This is a genomic window from Epilithonimonas tenax DSM 16811 (assembly GCF_000428485.1).
GTDB lineage: Bacteria > Bacteroidota > Bacteroidia > Flavobacteriales > Weeksellaceae > Epilithonimonas > Epilithonimonas tenax.
The window spans coordinates 90,748-113,623 of the sequence record NZ_AUAA01000007.1; the positions used below are offsets into that span (position 1 = coordinate 90,748).

26 protein-coding genes are annotated in these 22,876 nt (G+C 38.4%); 11 read left to right on the forward strand and 15 right to left on the reverse strand.

Going from position 1 to position 22,876, the window contains the following annotated elements; genetic code table 11:
* Window positions 1-81: 81 nt before the first annotated feature.
* Window positions 82-549 carry a VanZ family protein gene (locus F564_RS18740; RefSeq protein WP_084406774.1) on the forward strand — a complete coding sequence of 156 codons (468 nt, stop codon included), beginning with the start codon at window positions 82-84 and terminating at the stop codon, window positions 547-549.
* Here the strand turns inward: F564_RS18740 and F564_RS0105215 are convergent.
* From F564_RS0105215 to F564_RS0105235, 5 genes are read right to left on the reverse strand one after another with little or no spacing between them, the layout of a single operon-like run.
* Window positions 521-1,426, reverse strand: coding sequence for a glycosyltransferase family 2 protein (locus tag F564_RS0105215; protein WP_028121685.1), 906 nt, complete (start codon window positions 1,424-1,426; stop codon window positions 521-523). The two genes, F564_RS18740 and F564_RS0105215, sit on opposite strands and share 29 nt — an antisense overlap.
* A complete protein-coding gene (locus F564_RS0105220) occupies window positions 1,423-2,388 on the reverse strand; it encodes a glycosyltransferase family 9 protein (protein ID WP_028121686.1) in 966 nt (321 codons plus the stop codon). The genes F564_RS0105215 and F564_RS0105220 overlap by 4 nt, the downstream gene beginning before the upstream one ends.
* A complete protein-coding gene (locus tag F564_RS0105225; RefSeq protein ID WP_028121687.1) occupies window positions 2,389-2,808 on the reverse strand; it encodes a SufE family protein in 420 nt (139 codons plus the stop codon). It abuts the gene before it with no gap.
* A 29-nt stretch (window positions 2,809-2,837) separates the two neighbouring features.
* Window positions 2,838-4,088 carry a peptidase T gene (gene pepT / locus F564_RS0105230; protein WP_028121688.1) on the reverse strand — a complete coding sequence of 417 codons (1,251 nt, stop codon included), beginning with the start codon at window positions 4,086-4,088 and terminating at the stop codon, window positions 2,838-2,840.
* A gap of 2 nt (window positions 4,089-4,090) precedes the next feature.
* On the reverse strand, window positions 4,091-4,522 hold the full coding sequence (locus tag F564_RS0105235) for a helix-turn-helix transcriptional regulator (RefSeq protein ID WP_028121689.1): 432 nt from the start codon (window positions 4,520-4,522) through the stop codon (window positions 4,091-4,093).
* A 43-nt stretch (window positions 4,523-4,565) separates the two neighbouring features.
* On the opposite strand from F564_RS0105235, the gene F564_RS0105240 reads away from it, so the two are divergent.
* The 9 genes from F564_RS0105240 to F564_RS0105285 all read left to right on the forward strand — a co-directional run bounded on the left by F564_RS0105240 (window position 4,566) and on the right by F564_RS0105285 (window position 9,585).
* Window positions 4,566-4,817, forward strand: a complete 252-nt coding sequence (locus F564_RS0105240) for a hypothetical protein (RefSeq protein ID WP_028121690.1) — start codon at window positions 4,566-4,568, stop codon at window positions 4,815-4,817.
* 78 nt (window positions 4,818-4,895) lie between these two features.
* On the forward strand, window positions 4,896-5,216 hold the full coding sequence (locus F564_RS0105250; protein WP_154656810.1) for a hypothetical protein: 321 nt from the start codon (window positions 4,896-4,898) through the stop codon (window positions 5,214-5,216).
* 11 nt (window positions 5,217-5,227) lie between these two features.
* Entirely contained in the window at window positions 5,228-5,794 is a 567-nt protein-coding gene (locus F564_RS0105255) for a DUF6705 family protein (protein ID WP_028121692.1), read from the forward strand.
* Between the two features lie 114 nt (window positions 5,795-5,908).
* Entirely contained in the window at window positions 5,909-6,223 is a 315-nt protein-coding gene (locus F564_RS0105260; protein ID WP_154656811.1) for a hypothetical protein, read from the forward strand.
* Between the two features lie 130 nt (window positions 6,224-6,353).
* Complete coding sequence (locus tag F564_RS0105265; RefSeq protein WP_028121694.1) at window positions 6,354-6,929, forward strand: DUF6705 family protein; 576 nt, start codon at window positions 6,354-6,356, stop codon at window positions 6,927-6,929.
* A gap of 28 nt (window positions 6,930-6,957) precedes the next feature.
* Window positions 6,958-7,233: a hypothetical protein gene (locus tag F564_RS0105270; protein WP_028121695.1), complete on the forward strand. Its 276-nt coding sequence runs from the start codon at window positions 6,958-6,960 to the stop codon at window positions 7,231-7,233.
* Between the two features lie 193 nt (window positions 7,234-7,426).
* The gene (locus tag F564_RS0105275; RefSeq protein WP_028121696.1) at window positions 7,427-8,080 is read left to right on the forward strand and encodes a hypothetical protein; all 654 of its coding nucleotides are present in this window, start codon (window positions 7,427-7,429) and stop codon (window positions 8,078-8,080) included.
* Between the two features lie 134 nt (window positions 8,081-8,214).
* Window positions 8,215-9,063, forward strand: coding sequence for a hydroxymethylglutaryl-CoA lyase (locus tag F564_RS0105280; RefSeq protein ID WP_028121697.1), 849 nt, complete (start codon window positions 8,215-8,217; stop codon window positions 9,061-9,063).
* Between the two features lie 117 nt (window positions 9,064-9,180).
* Window positions 9,181-9,585, forward strand: coding sequence for an OsmC family protein (locus F564_RS0105285; RefSeq protein ID WP_028121698.1), 405 nt, complete (start codon window positions 9,181-9,183; stop codon window positions 9,583-9,585).
* Window positions 9,586-9,629: 44 nt separating this feature from the next.
* On the opposite strand, the gene F564_RS0105290 is transcribed toward F564_RS0105285, so the two are convergent.
* The 8 genes from F564_RS0105290 to F564_RS0105325 form a co-directional block, all read right to left on the reverse strand.
* Window positions 9,630-9,956 (reverse strand): SUF system Fe-S cluster assembly protein, encoded by a 327-nt coding sequence (locus F564_RS0105290; RefSeq protein ID WP_028121699.1) that lies wholly within the window; start codon window positions 9,954-9,956, stop codon window positions 9,630-9,632.
* A gap of 1 nt (window position 9,957) precedes the next feature.
* Window positions 9,958-10,653: a 3'-5' exonuclease gene (locus tag F564_RS0105295; protein ID WP_028121700.1), complete on the reverse strand. Its 696-nt coding sequence runs from the start codon at window positions 10,651-10,653 to the stop codon at window positions 9,958-9,960.
* A gap of 77 nt (window positions 10,654-10,730) precedes the next feature.
* Window positions 10,731-12,065 (reverse strand): hypothetical protein, encoded by a 1,335-nt coding sequence (locus tag F564_RS0105300; RefSeq protein WP_028121701.1) that lies wholly within the window; start codon window positions 12,063-12,065, stop codon window positions 10,731-10,733.
* A gap of 12 nt (window positions 12,066-12,077) precedes the next feature.
* Window positions 12,078-12,806: a c-type cytochrome gene (locus F564_RS18745; protein ID WP_051259568.1), complete on the reverse strand. Its 729-nt coding sequence runs from the start codon at window positions 12,804-12,806 to the stop codon at window positions 12,078-12,080.
* Window positions 12,799-13,320, reverse strand: coding sequence for a DUF3341 domain-containing protein (locus F564_RS0105310; protein ID WP_028121702.1), 522 nt, complete (start codon window positions 13,318-13,320; stop codon window positions 12,799-12,801). The genes F564_RS18745 and F564_RS0105310 overlap by 8 nt, the downstream gene beginning before the upstream one ends.
* On the reverse strand, window positions 13,307-14,704 hold the full coding sequence (gene nrfD / locus F564_RS0105315) for an NrfD/PsrC family molybdoenzyme membrane anchor subunit (protein ID WP_028121703.1): 1,398 nt from the start codon (window positions 14,702-14,704) through the stop codon (window positions 13,307-13,309). Before nrfD ends, F564_RS0105310 begins: the two co-directional genes overlap by 14 nt.
* Window positions 14,705-14,711: 7 nt before the next feature.
* Window positions 14,712-17,765: a TAT-variant-translocated molybdopterin oxidoreductase gene (locus F564_RS0105320; RefSeq protein WP_028121704.1), complete on the reverse strand. Its 3,054-nt coding sequence runs from the start codon at window positions 17,763-17,765 to the stop codon at window positions 14,712-14,714.
* A gap of 21 nt (window positions 17,766-17,786) precedes the next feature.
* Window positions 17,787-19,157: a c-type cytochrome gene (locus F564_RS0105325; protein ID WP_028121705.1), complete on the reverse strand. Its 1,371-nt coding sequence runs from the start codon at window positions 19,155-19,157 to the stop codon at window positions 17,787-17,789.
* 189 nt (window positions 19,158-19,346) lie between these two features.
* Here F564_RS0105325 and F564_RS0105330 point away from each other — a divergent pair, with 189 nt between their 5' ends.
* Entirely contained in the window at window positions 19,347-19,856 is a 510-nt protein-coding gene (locus F564_RS0105330; protein WP_028121706.1) for an SPOR domain-containing protein, read from the forward strand.
* Between the two features lie 41 nt (window positions 19,857-19,897).
* Here F564_RS0105330 and F564_RS0105335 read toward each other — a convergent pair whose 3' ends face one another.
* The gene (locus tag F564_RS0105335) at window positions 19,898-21,175 is read right to left on the reverse strand and encodes a DUF6080 domain-containing protein (protein ID WP_316928793.1); all 1,278 of its coding nucleotides are present in this window, start codon (window positions 21,173-21,175) and stop codon (window positions 19,898-19,900) included.
* 129 nt (window positions 21,176-21,304) lie between these two features.
* Window positions 21,305-22,840: a protein adenylyltransferase SelO gene (locus F564_RS0105340; protein ID WP_028121708.1), complete on the reverse strand. Its 1,536-nt coding sequence runs from the start codon at window positions 22,838-22,840 to the stop codon at window positions 21,305-21,307.
* Window positions 22,841-22,876: the final 36 nt, after the last annotated feature.

Genomic DNA, 22,876 nt, shown 5'->3' on the forward strand with positions numbered 1-22,876 from the left:
ATGTGGGTAACGGATAACTTATTAATCCCTATTGTATTGGTGTAAAACTCCTTTATTACTAATCCCCTCAAAAGGAAACCTATGAAAAGATATTATGCAGTGTTGATGCCGTTTTACACTATTTTCCTACTATATATGATGTTTTATGGCTGTGGCCGGCATCCAGAATTTGGGTTCTTACAGCTTAATCCGCTGCAAAGCATCACCTACTTTTTACGATACAACCATGTATTCTCAGAAACTTTTATGGTCAACATCGTAGGTAACATATTGGTATTCATCCCGTTTGGTGGATTAGGATTGCTCGTTAAGAAATTGAACAATCTGCCTCTGCTGTTTTTTATTTTCATTTGCGGCATTTGTCTGATAGAACTGGCGCAATATTACACCGCGAGAGGAACGGCCGATATAGATGATGTTTTCCTTAATACAATTGGAATGCTGACCGGATACTTTACCCTAAAACTAGCAGCTTTTCTGAATATTGCCGATATCAGATTAGAGATCAACTACGACACGATTAATGAAAATTATTCATATAACCGATAAGTTGTCCTAGCTTATAACAATCTAAAGCTTTTAATGAGGCATTGCCTGTTAGAAGCTTTTTTTCTATTCGTGTTTTTAGTAAACGGTACATCAAGCTGTAAAGATGAATGGCGCCTGTTTTCCGCAGCAATAGATAGGCTTTTGTCAATCTGATCTGTGACACTCTGTCAAAATTCTGATCGTTTTTTATAAGCTGAGCTAGACTTTTTGCAGATTGATCGGCCTTTGAGAGAAAAATCACATTGGACTCCACATCATTATTAAAGATGGGATTATCTATGTGGTCAATTTTGATATGATGGTCGTAGAGATCCTTAGAAAACACCAAATCTTCGTAACCGTATTGCGTGATACCTTCATTAAATGGGATTCTTTCCAAGATTGATCTCCTGACTATAAAATTATTGGTTTGAAAATCAAGATAAGGCGTTCTCAGGCGTTCTTTTAATGAGAGATTCTCCCTTTCTCTGGCAAATCTCCACCTGAGTCCATACATGGCATCAGGTTTTACATCACTTACCTTTCTGCCGCCAAATATGACATCAGGCTTCTTTTGAGTTATAAGGTCACAATAAGACTTCAGGAAGTTGTCGCGGATGACTTTACCATCACAGTCCAGAAAAAGCAAATAGTCTGACTGAGCATACTTTAAAAATAAATTCCGGATTTTGGAACGGCCAATGTTCTTTTCGAGAAAAATAAATTGATTGGCCCTAGCGACCAGATTCCTGTTGATCTCCTTGAACTCTTTTTTAGAAGCATCATCTATCAGAATGATCTCTGCATCAATGTGATAAAAAGTGATTTGATTATGAAGATCATTAATTAATTCATTCACATCAAAATTAAAAACAGGAATACAGATACTTAGTCTCATATCCTATCCAAAATTTTCTGAATATTAATTTCATTCAGACAAGCATAATCGCCACGGAAACATTCTTTATCTCCGAACACAGAGCAAGGCCTGCAAGATAGATCTTTCACGTGAACGATATCATCTTCACTTTGTCCATAACCCAGAAAGCCAGCATAGTAATGCGTAGATCCCCAGACAGACACACATCTAGTGCCCATTAGGCTTGCCAAATGCATATTCGCGGAATCCATAGAAATCATGGTTTCCAATTCTGAAATTTTTTGCAGCTCTTCTTTCAAAGTCAATTTACCGGACAGGCTGAGTGTGTTGGGAATCTGACTTTCCCAATTCTTGAGGATATCATCTTCCGCTTTTCCGCCCCCAAAAAAATAAAGCTTGTGCGTTTTTGCAAGAAGTCTGGCTAGTTCGTAGGATTTTTCCAAAGGCATCATTTTACCTTTATGCTGTGCAAAAGGAGCAAAGCCAATTCCTTTCTTGTCTGCAACAGAAGAACGGTACTGATGTGATAACTCTAATGAGAATCCCATTTTACGGAACACATCGGCGTATCGTTCCACAGTTCTTTTGAGAGGTTTCTTATCCAGATCCCAGATATTGGTTAATTTTTCTTTCTCGGCTTTCCCTTTGTTGATTTTATAAACGCTATACCGGTGTCTTTTGAAGATAGAATTCACCATTTTGGTTCTAATCACATCGTGTAGATCAGCAACATAGTCTGGCTTGAAATCTTTGATCAATTGTCTCGTCAGTTTTCGGATCCCAAAAATACCTTTGTAATCATCAAAGCTGATCCCCTTGAAGATCAACCTTGGGTGCCCATCAAAAAGATCTCTAAAATGTTCTCTGCTGATGAATATGATCTCCACATCGGGATTCTGCTCCAGAAACTCGATGCACACAGGCACCGTCATTGCAACGTCCCCAAATGCCGAAAAACGATATGCTAAAATTGTCTTCACCTATTTTTTTAGTTGAAACGCGACTGCGTAAAATTTGATCTGTTTTGTCATTGCCATCAAGCCATTGGCTCTGGAGGGTGACAAGAATTCCTGCAAGCCGATTTTTGAAATAAAATCAAAATCAGAATCCAAAATTTCCTGAGTAGAATGACCGCTGTAAATTCTTACTAGAAGCGAAGCGATTCCTTTTGGCAAGATCCCATCAGAATCTGCATTGAAGAATAATTTCCCATCTCTGTATTCAGCATCAATCCACACTTTGGACTGGCAACCTCGTATCAGATTGTCATCGCTTTTGCTCTCTTCGGGAAGTCCTTTCAGTTCTTTTCCCAAGTCTATGATATACTCATACTTCTGTTCCCAATCTTCCAGAAAGGCAAATTCTTCTACTAATTCTTGTTGATTTTCTTTGATTGTCATTCAGAATTTTTTTTGATTTAATGGATCAATTACTTTACCAATTGTGCAATTTGAACAATCACATTGACGGCAGCGATCATACTTTCCAAAGGTACGAATTCGTACGGCCCATGGAAATTGTGACCACCTGCAAAGATATTCGGGCAGGGCAATCCCATGTAAGAAAGTTGCGCCCCGTCTGTACCGCCACGTATGGCCTTGATTTTTGGCTCTACGCCCGCATTTTTCATAGCTTGTTCAGCAATATCTACGATATGCATTTTGCCTTCAAACTGTTTTTTCATATTGAGATATTGCGGTTTGATTTCTATCTCTGCTGTTTTATCTCCGTATTTTTGGTTGATTGCGTCAACTTTTTCGGCAATCATTTTCTTTCTATCTTCAAATTTCTGATCGTCGTGGTCTCGGATGATGTACTGAAGTTTAGCTCCTGAAACATCACCTTCAAAATCTGTCAGATGGAAAAAACCTTCGAAACCTTTTGTGGTGGCAGGTGTTTCATTTTCTGGCAACGAACTGATAAATTCTGACGCCACCAATCCTGCATTCAGCATTTTACCAAAAGAATAACCCGGATGAACAGACAGTCCGTGAATTTTCACAACGGCTCCGGCCGCGTTGAAATTTTCATATTCCAATTCGCCAATTTCGCCGCCATCCATGGTGTAAGCCCACTCTGCCCCAAACTTTTCAACATCAAAATGATGAGCGCCTCTTCCGATTTCTTCATCCGGATTGAAACCGATAGAAATACGCCCGTGTTTGATTTGAGGGTTTGCTAAAAGAAATTCTGCAGCCGTTACAATTTCCGCAACACCAGCTTTATCATCTGCGCTTAGTAAAGTAGTTCCATCTGTTGTGATGATGGTTTGTCCGATGTATTTTTTTAAAGCTTCAAATTTGGTTGAAGACAAAGTAAATCCTGTTTCTTTATTCAGTAACAGATCTTCGCCGTCATAATGTTCCCAGATCTGCGGATTTACATTCTCACCGTTGAAATCGGGAGAAGAATCGTAGTGGGCAATGAATCCAACTTGGGGAACGGTTCCCTCGATATTCGAAGGGATAAATCCAAAAACATAGCCTTTGTCATCAATACTGACATCGTCCAAACCGAGCTCCTGCAATTCTTTGTGAAGGTAATTCGCAATATCCCACTGTCTTTCTGTGGAAGGTGTGGTCTCACTTTCCGCATCGCTGGTTGAATAGATTTTGATGTATGTGATGAATCTGCTGAGGAGTTTATCTTTCCAAACGCCGTCCAATTGGATGTTTTCCATAATTATTTTTTCAAACTTTTAATGAGTTCTTCTACTTCTTTAGGCATTTCTTTATTTGTAAAATTAAAGATTATAATGCCTGTCGAATTGTCTTTATTATCAAAGGTATTGTTGCTAATTCTAACTTTCTGATCATCTAAAAAAAGATCTTGAATCTCAACTCCAAAAATATCAGCTAATTTAGGTAGATATTGAGACTTTATATCAGAGGTTTCATTTTCCCAATTGATATATGTGCTTCTGTCTAAACCAAGCATATCAGCAATCTCCTGCTGAGAAAATTTTGTTTTACTTCTAAATTTTTTAAGATTCGTGCCTATTGCCATAATTGTATTTTTGACAAATTTATGCTTTTGTGGTAAAAACCCAACATTATTTGTTGATTTTCTGCTACGGGAATTTTCAGTATTCCTTTTTATTTTTACAAAAATCATTATTATTAAAAAAATTTATTAATTTTAAAAAAACAAAACACTTATGAAAAAAACCCATTTATTCTGGTTTGCTATGCTAGCATTCCTTTTGTTGGGTTGTAGGAACGAAGACTTTTCAAACAGTCTTGCAGAGTCTAAAAGGGAAGAAGAATTCTTCCGGAACAACACCGAGGGCGCTGATTTTAAAAACGTCAACACCTCGTTGGTCTCCAGCACCATTTCCAAACTGAAGAACCTTAATGACAAGACTGATTTTATTTCAAAGCTTTCTGACAAAGACGGGCTGCCGGCCTAGAACTACATTGCCAAATCGAAAATCAAAACAGCCAATAAAGGTGGCGATGGCGGGCAGATCCTGATTGTTCCCCTGAAAGTGGAAGATGGTTTCCTCTCATCTTTGATGTACATCAAAAACGCAGATTCTTCAGATCCTACTGTCTACACGGTTACCAATGAACAGCTGAAAGATTTTGCTGAAAACAAAAGTATAGACAAGGACACTCGCGAAAGCATCTTGAGGACATTTATCTCTTTTGATAATGCGATGTTCGGGTCGAGACTATATTCTTCCATTCCCTCTGATCTCTTTGAAAATGTGCCTTTAAAAGAAAATCATGATCATAAAAGTTTTGTCATTGGGCAACATGATCCCACCCAGAATTTGGATATTGAGCAGTTCCTTGTTCGTAAATAAATTTTAAAAAAATGAAAAATATATTATTCTTAACAATATTTGTTATTTCGATGTCTTGTCAAGCGCAGGAATATCCATTAAAAACCGATTATACAGAAGTCCCGAATAATTCTTATCTAAAAGATATAAATAATGAACTACAAAATTTTATAGGGACATGGACTGGTTATTATTCTAATCAAAAAATTACATTATATATTTCTAAAGAGAATCATAAATTTTTTGAAGGTAGTATTACAAAATATTATCAAGATGTTTTATCTGTAAAATTTATTATTACAAATGGTAATATCATTTTACAGGATACCCAAAATATGTCTTTTCAACCAAATCAAATCAGACATTCTATTTATAGCCGATGGGCAGAAGATAATGGAAATACTTTACTATTATATTATGGGGGTACAAACTGTGGCGTCGGTTGGGGAGATATTTATCTGAAAAAGATAAATGCTACACAGATATCCTGGGAATACCTGCCTAATGATATCATCCTCGATAGTAGTACATGTCCGGCAGGAACAGACATTAATATCTATCTTCCGGAGACAAAGGATTTGATATTTACGAAACAATAGTTAACAAAGCATCAGCAATGGGGCTTTATGTTTTGAAAATTAATAGATTATCTAACTACAAAATAATACGATTGCACAGAGATTTAAAACATATCCATCGCATCTAATAATTCTTTGGAGAAATCTCAGAATGCCAATATGGGGATTAATTTCTTTATGGATAATCCCGGCGCTAAGTGGCAGGATTTTCTGAACCAAGTGGCAAATACACCCTGCGCCAAAACAAAAGCATTAATAGAGGGAGCTGATGTAAAACCTAAGCTAGAGCAGCTATACACCAAAGCAAAATCAATAGGCGGAGGTGAACTGGGCTTTATGATAAAAAATAATGGCACGCCTACTGATATGATACCTGGCGGTTGGTTCTCCATACGGAAATTATACCAGCACCAAAGGCGTGGAGGAATTATTCTTTTATATACTTGGTAAAATGGGGATAGAGAAAAGCCAGATGATCCTGCATCGGATAGATAAGAATGGAAATATTAATAATGTAACTCTTGGCACAGATGGGAAACCCAAAGATACTGCCTGCCAATAAATTTAAAATAAAACAATTATGAAACAAATAATATTATTAGTCACATTGGTAATGGGTTTGACGGCTTGCAACGCCCAAATCTATCCTCTGAATACCTTTTTCGAAGATGTTCCCAACTATTCTTATATGAAAGATCTGGATAATCTTTTGTCGCCTTATGTAGGTACCTACAAGGCTACCTATGACGGCAATGAGACCACATTATATATTACTAAAGAAGATAAAAAGCTTACCGATTATGGACCCAACGATAAAAAATATTACGAGGATGTTCTTCATATAAAATATACTGTAAAGAAAATATCGTCAGGCGTAATATTGCAGGACACTAGAAATCCTATAGACCCCAAAAGAAATAAAATTATAAGCATTGGAACTAATACATTAGACAATAATAGTGTAGAACTTATACATTTTGGAGGAGCTTGTGAGATTGGTGGTGGAAGTATAAAGCTAAGAAAGCCCTCTGCTAACCAGATCAGCTGGTCTTACTATCCGGACTCTTTACTTTTAAACGTAGCAGATTGCCCACTTAGCATAGACAGGAAGATCTATCTCCCGGATGTAGAGAATCTGATATTTATAAAGCAATAAATGATAAAAGCCTCAGCAATGGTGCTTTTTGGAACAAAATACCAGTTTTGCGCAGAAGTTCAGAAATTATCTGGTTATCAACGCCCTGATAAAATCTCAGAATGCCAATATGGGGATTAATTTCTTTATGGATAATCCCGGAGCTGCGTGGCAGGATTTTCTGAATATGGTGCAAAAGACGCCGTGTGAGAATATAAAAGCGCAGAGAGAATACGGTTTTCCAAAACAAAATAACAGATCTACAGGGAAAAACAGGTCTAAAGAAAGAGACAGGATACATCCAGAAGAACAGTGTCAATACTAAAGCTGTGCAAGATTTATTTAAACTGAAAGAATTAGACCACTGGTCATCAGCAAAAATTTATAATATTCCGGTTAAAACCCAATTTAAAATTAGTATTTTTATTGTCAAGAAATAGAATACTATAATTAACAAAAGCCTCAGCAATAGTGTTTTCCCACCATCACAATTTTAAAACATAAAGATTATACAATCAATGAAAATATTTTTACAAGCCATATTGATATGTTGTTTCATTTTTGCATCAGGGCAAAAACTAGTAATCTCTGGCAAAACTGCCAAATCTAAAACATTCCATTTTGATTTTTTAGTGTACTACAGTACAGAAATTGATGGCGAAACCCGGGAAGTTTTAGGTTACATCAACTCGAAAAATCAAAACTACGCCATGAAAATCATTAAATACAGCAACACAGATATCCGTGCAAAGCTGTATTCTGAAGATGATAAACAGACTTTTAATTTTAAAGTCAAAGAATCGATTTCTAACGGAGAAGTGAATTTTGATTTCACATATCAGGATTCATTTTATCTGGGTTACCAGCGATCTTATAATCAGCCTTATTCATTCACAAAAGTTGATGACAATACTTTAAGGCTTGATGTATATACCAACAAAAAACGTAAAAAAATATTGGAAAGTCATACGATGAAAATTGGACAGTACAGTGCTCAGCTTTATCCGGCATACCAGTTTTTTTTCGTGCATCACAGTGATTTGGGAGGCAAGATGAATTATCCGGAAAATATATTTGTTGAGGAAGCCGTGTATCTCTGCGAAGACGGAAAAAGAGGAAACGCAAAATTACAGGAAATAAGAAAAATTAATTTTGACTTGGCAATACCGTAAGCTATGATTTCGGCCACAAAACAACTTAAACCTTCAACATTCAGGATCATCAGCTCCATCGAGACCCTTCTGCAACAGGCATTTGCTATATCTCTATAAAGTTATATATTTAGGACACAGAAAATCAAGTTAAAATGTTCTTAACCGAATGTCCACGTGACGCCATGCAAGGCTGGGGAGAATTGATCCCGACGCAAACGAAAATAGATTATATCAACAGGCTGATGGATGTTGGTTTTGATGTGCTGGATTGCGGCAGCTTTGTAAACCCGAAAACAATGCCTCAAATGGCAGATTCCGGAACTGTACTGGACGAGATTGATAAATCACTTTCCAACACAAAACTTTCCGTAATTGTTGCCAATCTGAAAGGTGCAGAGAAAGCTTTGAGCCACGAACAGGTGGATATTTTGGGATTTCCATTTTCAATTTCCGAAACGTTCCAGCACAGAAACACAAATAAAAGCCGTGAAGAAGCTTTTACGGAGGTTGTAAAGATCCTGGAGTTGGCAAAATCTGAAAGCAGACAGCTCAATCTTTACTTCTCTATGGCCTTCGGAAATCCTTACGGTGAAAGCTGGAAATGGGAAGATGTGGATTTTTGGGCGAAACGTTTTCAGGAAATCGGAATCAAAGACATTTTACTTTCTGATACAACTGGCGTCGGTAATGTGGAGAAAATTTCGCTTCTGTTCAATAAGATTCCTTCGAAATACCCTGAGATTAATTTCGGAGCGCATTTCCATAATCGTTATGAGGATTCTTATATCAAACTGAAAGCGGCTTATGACGAAGGTTGCAGAAGATTTGACAGCGCCATCAAGGGCATTGGCGGTTGTCCGATGGCGAAGGATGATCTGGTTGGGAATATGCCGACGGAGAAAGTTTTTACCTTTATGTCCTCGGAAAAGTTGGATATCAAACAGAACCTTCTACATTTCGAAAGCGCTTACAATATGGCTAAAGATATTTTTCATTTCTAAATCGATGCTGAGAATATAAATAATATCATATTTATACAATAAAGACTATTCCAAATTTCTAATCCCGAAAAAATAGCGTAAATTTATTACAGAAAAAACAATTAAAAAACTATCGTTATGACTTCAAAAACTACTTACTTAGGCGACTTAAAAATTGAATCTGTTCACGAAGCTTCCGGCGACGTTTTCTCCACTTATGTACCATCTAATGACTTTACAGTTAGAGAGTATTTTTCTCCCACAGATATCTTTGCAACGGCATTGGCAGAGAGCGCATTTGCTTCCCTTGTTGTTTTGGGAAAAGATAGAAATGTAGATATTACAGGAGCCACTTGCGAACTAAAAAAAACGATGTACTTTGAGCCTAGAAGAATAGGTGAGATCTTCGCAGTATTCAAATTTCCTCATTCTTATACCGCAGAAGAGCAGGAATTTGTGGAGCACACGGTGAAAACAAGTCCTGTTTATCTCAGCTTGCATCCGGAAATCAAGAAAATACTTTTATTCGAATATAAAAACTAAAACAAAAAAATTCCTGCTCAAAAAATATATGCAGGAGTTTTTTTTTATAACATACCAAGTTCAAACTTGGCTTCTTCGCTCATCATCTCTTTGGTCCAGGTTGGCTCAAAGGTGAGTTCTATTTTAGCAGATTTTACGCCTTCTACGCCACGTACTTTATCTTCCACCTCTACCGGCAGCGTTTCTGCAACTGGACAATTTGGAGAGGTCAAAGTCATTATGACCAAGACGTCAGCGTCTTCCGAGATCTGTACATCATATACCAATCCCAACTCGTAAATATCCACAGGGATTTCCGGGTCATAAACAGATTTCAGTTCCTTGATAATTTCTTCACCTATATCTGCAATTTGATCGTCTGTCAATTTCATTTTAATCTAATCTTTTTAGTAAATCTTCCTGCCGCATACGCCGGAAAACGTTGGCCAAAGTTAAGACATCTTTTTCACAATAATGAATGATTCTGTCTATATCACCTTCTTTGTAGTATATATCGGCAACCATACTGCCATCGATGTCGTCTTTTGGTGTTGGTATTCCGAAAATGTGAGCCAGCAATTCCAAGGAAACATAACTTTTCCAGTCTCCGAATTTCCAGAGTTCCATCGTATCAATATGAGGGATTTCCCAAGGCTTTTTACCAAACATCTGAAAAGGCGTTGGCGGTTGGATCCCGTGAACCAAAAGTCGTCTTGCAATGTAAGGAAAATCGAATTCTTTCCCATTGTGCGCACAAAGGATCACGTTGTTCATCCTGGGAACATTGAACAATTCACAGAATTCTATTAATAAACTTTTCTCTTCTCCTGAGAATGTTTTGATTTTGAGCTTTCCAGAATTGCTATCAATCATCCCGATGGAAATACAAATAATCATTCCGAATTCTGCCATGATTCCAGCACGTTGCTCATAGAATTCAGAAGCCTCTACCTCGTCCTTCCTTTGAGATTTGGTTTTCTTATCCCATAGATATTGACTGGTAGGGTCAAGGTTAATCCAGGAGTCAATTTGGGGAACGGTTTCTATATCCAGAAAAAGAACATTTTCAATGGGAAGTTTGTGGATCATCTGTATTTTGTTTCTATAAAATTAATAAAAAAAACCCAACATCTCTGCTGGGTTTTATATGTTCTAGACTAAAATGCTTAGAAAGGATATTCGTAAATCTCTGATTCGTGGAAGAATGGATTTCCTGTCGGCATCAGTTTCAGTTTTGACAAAGCTGTCATCACTGCAAAAACAAATAGACCAACTACGAAAATGAATGCACCTAGTACCAAGAATAGCATTGAAATGTTATTCCAGTAAGGGCCAACTGTTCCTGGCATTACCATATTGAAGTAATCTACAGCGTGACCAAAGATGACCACACAAGCCATAAACGTCACCACTTTGTAATTTCTCTTGATACTACTGCTTACTAAAACCAATAGTGGCACAAGGAAATTGATCACAAGCATAGGCAAGAATGTCGGTTTGTAATACTCGAATCTACCGAAGAAGTAATTGATCTCTTCAGGAATGTTCGCATACCAATACAACATAAACTGACAGAACCATAGGTAACTCCATAGCATACTTGTTGCAAATAAAAATTTACCAAGATCGTGAAGGTGGTTGTTATTGAACTGAGGATAAACCCCTTTTTTCTTGATGTAAACACTCACCAAAATGATACAGGCCACTGCAGTTGACAAACAACTTACCATAGAATACCAGATGTAAAGTGTAGAATACCAGTGTGGATCAATAGACATCAACCAATCCCAAGCCCAAGCGGCAGATGCAAACCCGAAGAATGCGATATAGCCGACGTTCCAGCTGTATAAACTAGCATATATCTTTCGGTCTCCTTTGTTCTCATCTACTTTCTTAGAAATACTTTTCAGTTTCCATACAAAGAATGAAGCTCCTAATGTATAAATCAAAGTTCTAATGAAGTAAAAAGGAATATTAAGGAATTTTGATTTTTCGTATAAAATCACATCAAATTCCGGCGAATTGGGATCAGTAAGATTCGGATCCATCCAATGGAACAAATGACCTTGATGTGTAATATTCAGAATGGTAATAATAATCAGCAGTGCGCCTCCATAAGGAATGAAAGAAGCAACGGCTTCCATAACTCTTGTTACAATAATAGACCAACCTGCGTGAGCCGCGTGCTGAATACTATAAAAGAACAATGCACAACAGCTGATTCCGAAGAAGAATACTGCAAATGTATGAATTGCTGCCAAAGGCTGATTATGGATCTGGTGTTTTGCGTGCTCCAAATGTGCATTTTGATCCTGAGGACCAACCAACTCACTAGAATGAGAAGGCGTATCGTGTCCTTTGGAATGAACAGACTCCATCCAATGTGAAATTGCCGTATCATCCAATCCGTGGTTAAGAGCATAACCAATCCCGAATAAAACAACTCCTACAACAATGAGTATGATAGAATACAATTTTAATTTAGGTGAAAAACTATACATTTTTTTCTTTTTTTATTTAGCATTGGTTTTAGCTTCCGGTGCAGTTGCAGTAGAAGTTTTTTCTGTCGTAGCTGTAGCAGTTGCTGCTGGAGTTGCCGTCTTGGCGAGACTTGGCGCTTTAAATGCATTATAAACATACAATGCCACTCTCCATCTGTCTCCTACATTAAGTTGTCCTGCATAAGATCCCATCGCGTTTCTACCATTAGTCAATACGTAATGAATAGATCCTATGGTGATATCTCTGTCTGCGTATGCAGGAACGCCCGCATAAGCTCCGCTTTTGACGATGGGCCCTTGTCCGTCACCACCAGTACCATGACAAGCTGAACAAGTGTGATCAAACAACACTTTACCTCTTGCCAAATCTTTTTCAAAATTTTCGGCTTTCAGAGGAGAAGCTGTGATCAATCTGGATGCATCGTAGCCTGCATTATACTCGTCAACATTTTTTGGTAAGGTCTCTTCGCTGATAACTCCATCTCTGTTCTGAGGCACTGTCCCTACTATAGGCGACAAACCTGTTTCACCATTTCTGGAAGCAAATGCAGGGATTTCATTTTCGTGATCAGAGTATGCATCTTTAGCTTTCATCAAAGGATCATAAGCTACAGGAAAATACATATCTGGAAAATATACCAAAGGTGGATTATCTTTTGGACCACCGCAAGAATTTAGTAAAACAGTAGTTAAACCAAAGATCGCCGTCAATTTTAATATATTATTCTTCATCTTAAGCATCTTTAACTGTTATTTCTTCAACACCTGTATCAATTAACAGTTGTTTTATCGTATCAACATCATCAGAAACAAACTCCATCATGAATTTGTCATCAGTCGTTCTTGGATCTGGATTCTGAGGTTTTGCGCCTGGATACATCTTATTTCTAATAAGGAAAGTAAGAGACATCAAGTGAGCTGAACAGAATACCATCAATTCAAACATTGGATCTACGAAGGCCGGCATATTGTGAACCCAGTCAAATGCAGGCTTACCTCCAATGTTCTGCGGCCAGTCGTGGTTCATAATCCAAGCGGTTAAAGTAATACCGATCGTCACTCCATAACAAGCATAGATGAATGCTGCGTCTGAGATTCTGGTTTTCTTTAATCCAAGTGCTTTATCTAGTCCGTGAACAGGAAACGGTGTATACACTTCGTTTATACTGATTCCTTTATCCGTAAAGGCTTTAACGCCGTGCATCAAATCATCGTCGTCGCCGTAAAGTCCATATATAATTTTAGTGGTGCTCATCTCCTTCTTTTGCTTTATAAGTTTCACCGGAAATTTTCAAAATACTTTTCAATTCTGCTTGTGCAATTACAGGGAATGTTCTTGCGTACAATAAGAATAATACTGAGAAGAAACCAATCGTTCCTAGATATACCCCAACATCAATAATGGTTGGTTTAAACATTGTCCAAGAAGATGGTAAATAATCTCTTGACAAGTTAATTACTATAATGTCAAAACGCTCAAACCACATCCCTATATTAATGATCAATGCAATGATGAATGTCCAGAAAATATTAGTTCTCACTTTCTTAAACCAGAATGCTGCAGGAACCACTAAGTTACAAATAATCAATGCCCAGAAAGCCCACCAGTAAGGACCTGTTGCCGCTCCTGGAGATAGATAAGTAAAATCTTCATATCTAGATCCGGAATACCAACCGATAAAATATTCTGTCGCATAAGCTACCGTTACCATTCCGCCAGTTACGACAATGACGATGTTCATAATTTCGATATGATACATAGTAATATAGTCTTCTAAGTGGCACACTTTTCTAGCGACCAACAGTAGCGTCTGTACCATTGCAAATCCAGAGAAGATAGCTCCTGCTACGAAATATGGTGGATAAATGGTTGAGTGCCATCCTTTGATGACCGATGTTGCAAAGTCAAATGATACCGTGGTGTGTACCGAGAATACTAGTGGTGTCGCAAGCCCTGCTAGAACCAAAGATAACTCTTCGAATCTCTGCCAGTGTTTTGCTTTACCACCCCAACCAAATGCCAGGATCGTATAGATTTTTTTATTGAAAGGCGTTTTTGCTCTGTCTCTGATCATTGCAAAGTCAGGAATCAATCCCATAAACCAGAATACAACCGAAACTGAGAAATAGGTAGAGATCGCAAATACGTCCCATAGCAATGGTGAGTTAAAGTTCACCCAAAGCGAACCAAATTGATTGGGCAATGGGAACACCCAATAGCCAACCCAAACTCTACCCATGTGGATGACCGGGAAGATAGCCGCCTGACAAACCGCGAAGATCGTCATCGCTTCTGCAGAACGGTTGACAGACATTCTCCATCGCTGTCTGAATAATAACAGTACGGCAGAGATCAAGGTTCCGGCGTGACCGATACCTACCCACCAAACGAAATTGGTAATATCCCAACCCCAGTTAATGGTTCTGTTTAGTCCCCATGCACCGATACCGGTTCCGATGGTGTATGCAATACAACCAAATCCGTAAACAAACAGAACTAAAGCGGCATACAATGATGCCCACCATAATTTACCTGCGCGTTCTTCGATAGGTCTTGCGATATCCTCTGTGATATCGTGATAAGTCTTGTGACCAATAATTAAAGGTTCCCTTATCGGAGCTTCGTAATGTCCTGACATTTTTTACCTATTTATTATTTAAACTTTCTTTTCTGTTTCTAATTTTTGTATGATAGAACACGTTAGGTTTTGTACCAATTTCTTCTAACAATACGTATTTTCTGTTGCTGTTGAATAAGCTGCGAACTTCTGAAGCTACATCATTCATATCTCCAAACTTCATAGAACCCGTAGAACAAGCTTTAGAACAAGCAGTCTGGAACTCTCCGTCTGCGATCTTTCTGCCGTCTTTTTTAGCTTCAAGAATGGTAGTCTGAGTCAGTTGGATACACATAGAGCATTTCTCCATTACCCCTCTCGTTCTCGTAACTACGTCTGGGTTAAGAACCATTCTCCCTAGATCATTATTCATATTGAAGTCAAATCTATCATTCAACGCATAATTGAACCAGTTGAATCTTCTTACTTTATAAGGACAGTTGTTCGCACAATATCTTGTACCGATACATCTGTTGTAAGCCATTTGGTTTTGACCTTGCTTACCGTGTGATGTTGCAGCAACAGGACAAACAGTTTCACAAGGAGCGTGGTTACAGTGCTGACACATGACCGGTTGGAAGATCACATCCGGATTATCCGCAGGGTGATTCAAAATACCTTCCGTGAAAGGCCCACCGTATAGTTGAGCAGCATTCAGACCTCTGTCTATTTGCTCTTTGGTTTCAATTTTCTCGATTGCAGAATAGTAACGGTCAATTCTCAACCAGTACATATCTCTCGACATTCTAATCTCCTCTTTACCAACAACTGCAACGTTGTTTTCTGCCTGGCAAGCTACGACGCATGCGCCACAACCAGTACAAGAGTTAAGATCAACTGATAAGTTAAAGTGAGGCCCATCATTATCATCAAAAGAATCCCAAAGATCGACTTTATTCAAAGGAAGTTCGCCTCCAATCGTGTGCATTGCCAAAGGCTTGTTCCACTCATCTGTAGGTTTGTTGATAAAATCTTCCAAAGAAACTTCTTTAGCGATCTCGTAACGACCCATCAATGTGTTTTGAAGCTGCATTCCTGCAAACTCATAATCTTCTCCGCTTTTTTCAATCTTTACATTCGTAAGAACTGTATTGTAACCATCGAATATTGGATACGCATTAACACCTGTTTCGGCCACTTTTCCTGAATTTTTCTTACCATAACCTAAAGCCAGACCCAGAGATCCTTCAGCTTGTCCAGGCTGGATAAATACAGGCACATCCTTCAACGTCACCCCATTTACAGTTAAGCTAACCAAATCACCGTCCAACTGCATTCTTGCATTAAGGCTATTTTCTAGACCTAGAGCTTCTGCATCTTTTGGAGAGATGGTCAGGTAATTATCCCAAGACAATCTGGAGATTGGATCCGGAAGTTCCATCAACCAAGGGTTGTTAGATTGTGTTCCGTCACCTATGGCCGGTTTTGTATAAAGTTGTAATTCTAATTGGCCAGGTTTGAAAGCTGATAATTCTGCAATCGCCTGAGCTGCATTTCCACCTGCATAACTCAATCCTGTAGAAAGACCGCCAGTGGTGAATCCGTTGTAAAGAGTCTTATTGAAAGATTTCCCTTCGTTAAGCGTTACAGCGTTTGCTTTAAGATAATTGTAGTAATTATTAGAAGGACTGTTTTTACCATTGATCCAAACCAGCAGAGAATCTTCTACCTGTCTTGAGGTGTAAATCTTCTGAATCGTAGGCTGCATCAAAGAGTAAGCTCCAGTTTCAGGCGTTATATCGCCCCAAGATTCTAGCCAGTGTGTAAAAGGAATGACTGCTTTGGAAGCTTTATAAATCTCATTTTTCTTATCTGTAATAGCAACAGAATAAGGAACTTTAGAAATTGCTGCTTTCAGAGCTTCTCCTTTTGCGTGAGAATAGATTGGGTTGACATTATTAGAAATAAGAACGCCCACTTGTCCGCCATTCAACCAAGAAAGAAACTCGTTGAATCTTGCGTTGTCATATTCTTTAAGGAAATTAGCTTTACCTGTGAAAGCTTTAGATCCCAATTTTTGATTGATTAAATGAGCAAGAACGTAAGCCGCTTTTGAACCATCAGCCAATACCACAGCGTTGCTGCCTTTTGCCTGAAGTTCTTTTACGATTTCGGAAGCTGTTTTATCAGCAGTTCCACCGTTCAGTCCATTATAAACTTCTACCAAAGTTTTGAAAACGGCACTTGGTTTCAATCTGAATCTTGAATCAGCATTGGCACCCGTCAAACTCAAGTTAGACTCTACCTGGATGTGTCTCAACATATCAGGACCGGGTTTTCTTGCTTTAGCGTAAGATACTTCTAAACTCGAAGCATTGTAATCGCCTAAGAAATCGGCCTGGAAAGAGACGACTAACTGAGAAGCGCTAAGATCAATTACCGGCAATGCTCTCTGTCCGAAAACTTCCTGAGCTGCGTCTAATGCTGCAGCATAAGGAATAGCATCATACGTAATAAGTTCTGCAGACGGATATTTTGTTTTAAAATCTCCGAACAACTTTTTAAAAGTTGGACTTGGGAAAGAGTGCGACAATACCACGATCTTTTTACCATTTGCCTGAGACTCTGCTAAGCCTTTCAGCACAAAATCATCTACTTTATTAAAATCTGTCTGCTCCTCTCCGTTCAAAGCTGGAGCTTTCACTTTATCATTATCATAAAGAGAAAGGACACTCGCCTGCGCTCTTGCATTGGTAGTTCCAAGAGAACCTGCCGCCGGATTGGGCTCGATTTTAATAGGACGACCTTCTCTGGTTTTTACTAAAACACTGGAGAAATCAAATCCATCAAAATAGGAAGATGCGTAATAATTTGGAATACCCGGGATGATATCATGCGGTTTTACCACATAAGGGATCGTTTTGATCACCGGAGCTTCACAAGCTGCCAATGTAACGGCAGCGGTAGAGAAACCTAATAATTTAAGAAAATCTCTACGAGAAGTTCCTGAATGATGTTCAGCGTCTCCTAAGAATTCATCTACCGGAATTTCATTCTGAAATTCTTTCAGCGCCAACTTCCCGTTCAGGGTTGGATCTTTTAGTTCGTGAATACTTCTGAATTGTATTTTATTTGAAGCCATTTATACTTCTAATTTTTGATATTAATAATGACATTTACCACACTCAAGACCTCCAATTGCATCTACAGTGATCTTACTTCCTTCACCATATTGTTTTTTCAACTTATCATGCAGATTTTTGAAGTATTCTTTATTATAACCGTTATTCATATCTACTTCTGTAGTTCTGTGACACTCTATACACCATCCCATTGTGAAGTTGTTTGCCATCTGCACGACATTCATAGTATCGATTTTTCCGTGACAAGCTTTACAAACAACATCTATCTTATTAGCGGCGTCTTTTTGCTTCGCATTGAATCCATTGATGATCGCCTGCTCACCTGCTACAACGTGCTGCGCGTGATTGAAGTAAACAAAATCCGGCATATTGTGGATTCTTGTCCACTCTACAGGTTCTGTTTTACCGGTGTAAGCCTGCTTATCCTCATCCCATCCTACATGCTGATAGATCTTTTTGATCTCCCCTGTATAGAACTCTCTGTCTTTTCCTGGCTCGATGTATTTCCCTTTGTATTCGGAAATAGATCTGTGACAGTTCATACAAACATTAAGAGAAGGGATCTCAGAAACCTTACCATATTTTGCACTTGAGTGGCAGAGTTGACAGTCGATTTTATTTTCACCTGCGTGTATCTTGTGAGAGAAATAGATAGGCTGTTCTGGTGCATATCCTTTGTAAACACCTATCCACATCAACCAGTTCCAAACACCATAAACTGCAAATAATGCCAGAAGACCAACCAATCCTTTTCCAACAAAGCTGTATTTTTCATACAGTGCGGAGAAAGAAGTCACTCTTGTAGAATTAAGTTCTGACAATTCCGGTGTCTGTTGTATTTTAACCAACTGACGGATCTTGATCAACAGCCAGAACAACAAACCTGCAATCGCAATCAATGCTGCAATGACAATTTTGGAATTCAACTGCTGTGCTTTTTGAGCTTCGATAGACGCGGTGTCATCCGTTGCGCCCGCTGCTGCTTTATCGTCAGCTGCTGGTTCCTCTTTTGGCGGATCAGTCGTATATGCTAAGATATCATCAATATCAGCATCCGAAAGTTTCCCTTCGAAAACCTGCATCGCAACCTTTCCATTTTCTTCATAGATCTTGTTTGCGTAAGCATCGCCAGATGCTCTAAGCTTCTCGTTATTGCTGATCCATTTGTGCAGCCAGTCGGTATCTTGACCATCTTTTTTGACTTTTTCAACAACACCGCCCAGTGCAGGTCCTACCACTTTCTTATCCAACGCGTGACAAGCAGTACAGTTAGCCTTAAAGAGCTCCTGTCCTTTTTTCGGATCGCCTTGTGCATAAACGGAAGCGCCGGTTGATAACAATAAACTAATTGCTATCAGACCCTTTTTGTAATGCTTTCTCCAACTAATCATTTATATAATCTTGGGTTAGTAAATTCTATTGAGTAACTAGATTCAATTCCGCAAAAATAGCACTTTAACAAAAATTAAGACGACCTTATCGGGTGGTTTTTGTCAAATCTAATTAATTTGTAACTGTTCTAAATAAGAGCGTTTGTGTTTCCATCAATTTATTTTAAATTTGCTGAAAATAAATATTAAATGAACAATCTCCTCAAGCTTTTCATCATCGCAACCGTATTCTCTTTTTACCAAATTGATGCTCAATACATTGTGAAGAAAGACACCCTCACAGGAACAGAGCTTTCCTTCTCTTTGGATGAGCGTATAAACGATGCTTTGGAAAAAGTAGAAGGCCATTGTAACCGCTCTACGCACACGACTGTAAAGGCACCGCCAAAAATTCTAGTCGCCAACAGAGAGCTCACAAATGCCGAAATCTGTAGAAAAAACCCTAAAATCATGGGCTATAAAATACAGGTTGTCGTGGTTAAAAGCAATGAACAGGCTACGAAGATCAGCACAGAGTTCAGAAATAATTTCCGAAATCTGAAAGTGGAGAAAGATGCTTCATTGAGACCAAATTACAAGATATTGGCCGGAAGTTACTTTTCAAAACAAAGCGCCGCCGACGATCTCAGAAATATAAAAAGGCTTTACCCATCGGCAATGGTCATACCATACGCTGTGTTTTGTGTAGAAGCAAAATAAATCAAATAGAGAGACAATACCTTTAGATTCTGAAGGTATTTTTATTGGTAATAAGTTTCCAAGAATTGATAAAATTCACGCAATCTGTAAAAATTATTAAAGGCAAGATAAACCGTCAGGATCATCAAGGTTCCAAATAGAAAACTCAATAGTAAAGTCTTCTCTTTGAAGCTGAAAAACAGCCATCCGATCAATAGCGGGAAGACAAAAACAAAATGCCCTCCATAGATGTAAGAGGTGTGAAGCCCAAACTTCAAGACACAATGGATGATGATATCCACGAAAAAAGAAATCACCAAGACCCAAACCAATTTGTTCTTGTAGTTGTTGAAAACGCTCCAGATGATCATTATTAAAATGATCCCGATAAAGAGGTAAGGCACAACGGACGAATAAACATCCATAAACAAAGCTTTGTAGTAAAAGGTCTCGTTTTTATTGTGATAATCTCTGATCTCGTAATTGGAAAACAATATATTACCTCCGAAAAACCAAGAACAGACCATGTCCCAAAGCGGCGTGACTTTTGGTTTGGAAAATTTATCATACTGTTCTTCTGTCTTATTTAAGAAATTCTGAACATTAAAATCCAATCTCAGCAGAAACAGAAAAGCAAACACACCCACAGAAACACCTATTTTCGCAACAGCCATTCCTATCTTTTTCCAGTCCCAGAAGATTTTTTTTTCAAACAAAAACGGGATATACACTTTGACGATATTCGTGATCGTCAAACCACCGATGAAAACAGAACCCAGAATGCTTGCTCCAAATGACATCGATTTCTCTTCCTGGATTTTTCTCGCCGAATAATAGTTGAAAAGCGACAGGAAAAGCAAAGTATAGGTATAAGTTTCCGGCGTGAAAGACAAGAGAATATTAGTCACAAACAATCCATAAAAAAACAAAATCAACAAACTGATTTTCAGTGGAATCCTGATGATATTATTAAGATATTTGAAAATCTGAATATTGGCTAAACTGACAATAAAAGTTGATAATAAAGCCAAAACCAAACGGAAAGTGGCATTGTAATGATTTCCGGAAACAAACAAGGCAAAATCCCTGATCTGATCAAAGAAATAATTGGACAAAGGATGTCTCTCAAAACCACCGCCAGTCTGGATAATGGCTCTGTTATCGAAACTGAAATAACCATCCCACGGGATTCTGTCGTCATAGATAATACTGAAATTCTCTGCGATGTACCACGCATTGGCGCCGTAAACGATCACAAAAAAGAGAAAAATAAAACCTTCAGTCTTGGTAGAAGGAAAAACGATTTTCAGAAAGGATAAAAATTTGTTCAGCAGTTTCAAACTTGAGATATTTTTGCAAAAATAGAGTTTAAACTTAAATACGGAAATCTATTTCGAATCAAAAAAAACCATCAGAGCAGGAAAAAGCTCCGATGACAAAGCAAAAAGGATCGTTTGGCCAGTAACCGACTACGAACTGCAAGACAACTGACTGCTTCCGGTCTGGTTATCATACATGGATGGTCGTTTCTGATTGAATTCCGGATATAGGTTTTCGTAAGGATTTTCCAAGGCTTTTTTCAGTTTGAAGAACATCTCATAGTTCCCGTTTTCCGCCTCCTGAATGGCTTCGAACAAGAGATAATTTCTGAGGATGAATTTCGGGTTGGTTTTGGACATCCGTTCCAGAGATTCGGGTTCTGAGATTTTATTTTTGAGTTTTCTTGCCTGGTATTTTTTGATGAAATCTGATAATTTTCCCAGTTCACTTTCATTTAGGTGATGATAAAAAGCATCTTTGAAATCTTCTGTTTTGATTTCAGAAATTGGCTTCTCCAGCTTTTGAAAAAACAGCGTATAATCCAGTCGGAGATCCTGCATCATCTGCTGCCATTCTGTAAAAAACTTTTCATCTTCCTTCAAAACCTCATCGAAACCAAATTTATCTGCCAACATTTTGTCGTGCTTCACCCAGAATTGCTTTCCAAAATCATCCAGAATTTTCTCCAAAACCTCAGCGTCATCAATTAAAGGAAAAATAGCGTTGGCTAAAGTTGCCAAATTCCAATGCGAAATCTGACCTTGTTTACCAAAAGCATAACGTCTCCCCGGCAAATCCGTTGTGTTTGGTGTAAATTCCAGATCGTAACCATCCATCATAGAAAACGGGCCATAATCGATTGTCAAACCAAGAACTGACATATTATCGGTATTCATCACACCGTGAACGAATCCGACACGGTACCAATCGATAATCATTTTTAGAGTTCTGTCACAAATAGCCTGAAACCAATCGATGTATTTTTCAGAATTATTTTCTGACGAAACTTCCGGAAAGAAATTTTTGATGGTGTAATCTGCCAACTCCTTTAAAAGATCATCCTGTTTTCTGGCAGACAACAATTCAAAATGTCCAAATCTGAGAAAAGATTCGGCGGTTCTCACCACAACTGCACCTTGCTCTTTCTGGGGATTCCCGGAATATTGGATATCGCGGATCACCTCTTCGCCTGTTTTCGAAAGGCTCAACGCTCTTGTAGTAGGAACTCCGAGATGAAACATCGCTTCACTCATCAGATACTCCCTAATTGACGATCTTAAAACCGCTCTGCCATCGGCATTTCTGGAATAGGGTGTTGCGCCGGCTCCTTTCCACTGGATTTCGGTTTGTTGATTTTCATTAATGATTTCGCCAGCATAAATTGCTCTTCCGTCACCCAACTGTCCGGCCCAATTCCCAAACTGATGTCCGGCATAAGCTGTGGCATAACTGCTTACGTGATCAGGAAGATCCTGGGCAGCAAGGAAAGCCCGATCATCTTCAAGTCGACCAAGTCCAATCTCTTCTGCTAAATTTTCATTAAAATCAATTAATTCTGCACCTGTAAACTCGGCAGGTTTTACGGAACAAAAGAGCACGTCCGGCGTTTGTCTCTGCATTGTATTTCCTGATAAGTCGCCAGGAAATAATGCCGTCCATTTTTGGGTAATGAGATTGAGTTTCATCTGTATAAAAAACCCACATCTGAAATGTGGGTTATA

What these genes read in the sequence shown, in the direction of transcription:
- F564_RS0105300 (WP_028121701.1), bottom strand. Translation starts at nt 12,065, where the DNA reads ATGTATAGTTTTTCACCTAAATTAAAATTGTATTCTATCATACTCATT.
- F564_RS0105240 (WP_028121690.1), top strand. Translation starts at nt 4,566, where the DNA reads ATGAAAAAAACCCATTTATTCTGGTTTGCTATGCTAGCATTCCTTTTG.
- F564_RS0105325 (WP_028121705.1), bottom strand. Translation starts at nt 19,157, where the DNA reads ATGATTAGTTGGAGAAAGCATTACAAAAAGGGTCTGATAGCAATTAGT.
- F564_RS0105255 (WP_028121692.1), top strand. Translation starts at nt 5,228, where the DNA reads ATGAAAAATATATTATTCTTAACAATATTTGTTATTTCGATGTCTTGT.
- F564_RS0105215 (WP_028121685.1), bottom strand. Translation starts at nt 1,426, where the DNA reads ATGAGACTAAGTATCTGTATTCCTGTTTTTAATTTTGATGTGAATGAA.
- F564_RS0105340 (WP_028121708.1), bottom strand. Translation starts at nt 22,840, where the DNA reads ATGAAACTCAATCTCATTACCCAAAAATGGACGGCATTATTTCCTGGC.
- F564_RS0105280 (WP_028121697.1), top strand. Translation starts at nt 8,215, where the DNA reads ATGTTCTTAACCGAATGTCCACGTGACGCCATGCAAGGCTGGGGAGAA.
- F564_RS0105330 (WP_028121706.1), top strand. Translation starts at nt 19,347, where the DNA reads ATGAACAATCTCCTCAAGCTTTTCATCATCGCAACCGTATTCTCTTTT.
- F564_RS0105310 (WP_028121702.1), bottom strand. Translation starts at nt 13,320, where the DNA reads ATGAGCACCACTAAAATTATATATGGACTTTACGGCGACGACGATGAT.
- F564_RS0105225 (WP_028121687.1), bottom strand. Translation starts at nt 2,808, where the DNA reads ATGACAATCAAAGAAAATCAACAAGAATTAGTAGAAGAATTTGCCTTT.
- F564_RS18745 (WP_051259568.1), bottom strand. Translation starts at nt 12,806, where the DNA reads ATGCTTAAGATGAAGAATAATATATTAAAATTGACGGCGATCTTTGGT.
- F564_RS0105265 (WP_028121694.1), top strand. Translation starts at nt 6,354, where the DNA reads ATGAAACAAATAATATTATTAGTCACATTGGTAATGGGTTTGACGGCT.
- pepT (WP_028121688.1), bottom strand. Translation starts at nt 4,088, where the DNA reads ATGGAAAACATCCAATTGGACGGCGTTTGGAAAGATAAACTCCTCAGC.
- F564_RS0105290 (WP_028121699.1), bottom strand. Translation starts at nt 9,956, where the DNA reads ATGAAATTGACAGACGATCAAATTGCAGATATAGGTGAAGAAATTATC.
- F564_RS0105295 (WP_028121700.1), bottom strand. Translation starts at nt 10,653, where the DNA reads ATGATCCACAAACTTCCCATTGAAAATGTTCTTTTTCTGGATATAGAA.
- F564_RS18740 (WP_084406774.1), top strand. Translation starts at nt 82, where the DNA reads ATGAAAAGATATTATGCAGTGTTGATGCCGTTTTACACTATTTTCCTA.
- F564_RS0105285 (WP_028121698.1), top strand. Translation starts at nt 9,181, where the DNA reads ATGACTTCAAAAACTACTTACTTAGGCGACTTAAAAATTGAATCTGTT.
- F564_RS0105235 (WP_028121689.1), bottom strand. Translation starts at nt 4,522, where the DNA reads ATGATTTTTGTAAAAATAAAAAGGAATACTGAAAATTCCCGTAGCAGA.
- F564_RS0105275 (WP_028121696.1), top strand. Translation starts at nt 7,427, where the DNA reads ATGAAAATATTTTTACAAGCCATATTGATATGTTGTTTCATTTTTGCA.
- F564_RS0105320 (WP_028121704.1), bottom strand. Translation starts at nt 17,765, where the DNA reads ATGGCTTCAAATAAAATACAATTCAGAAGTATTCACGAACTAAAAGAT.
- nrfD (WP_028121703.1), bottom strand. Translation starts at nt 14,704, where the DNA reads ATGTCAGGACATTACGAAGCTCCGATAAGGGAACCTTTAATTATTGGT.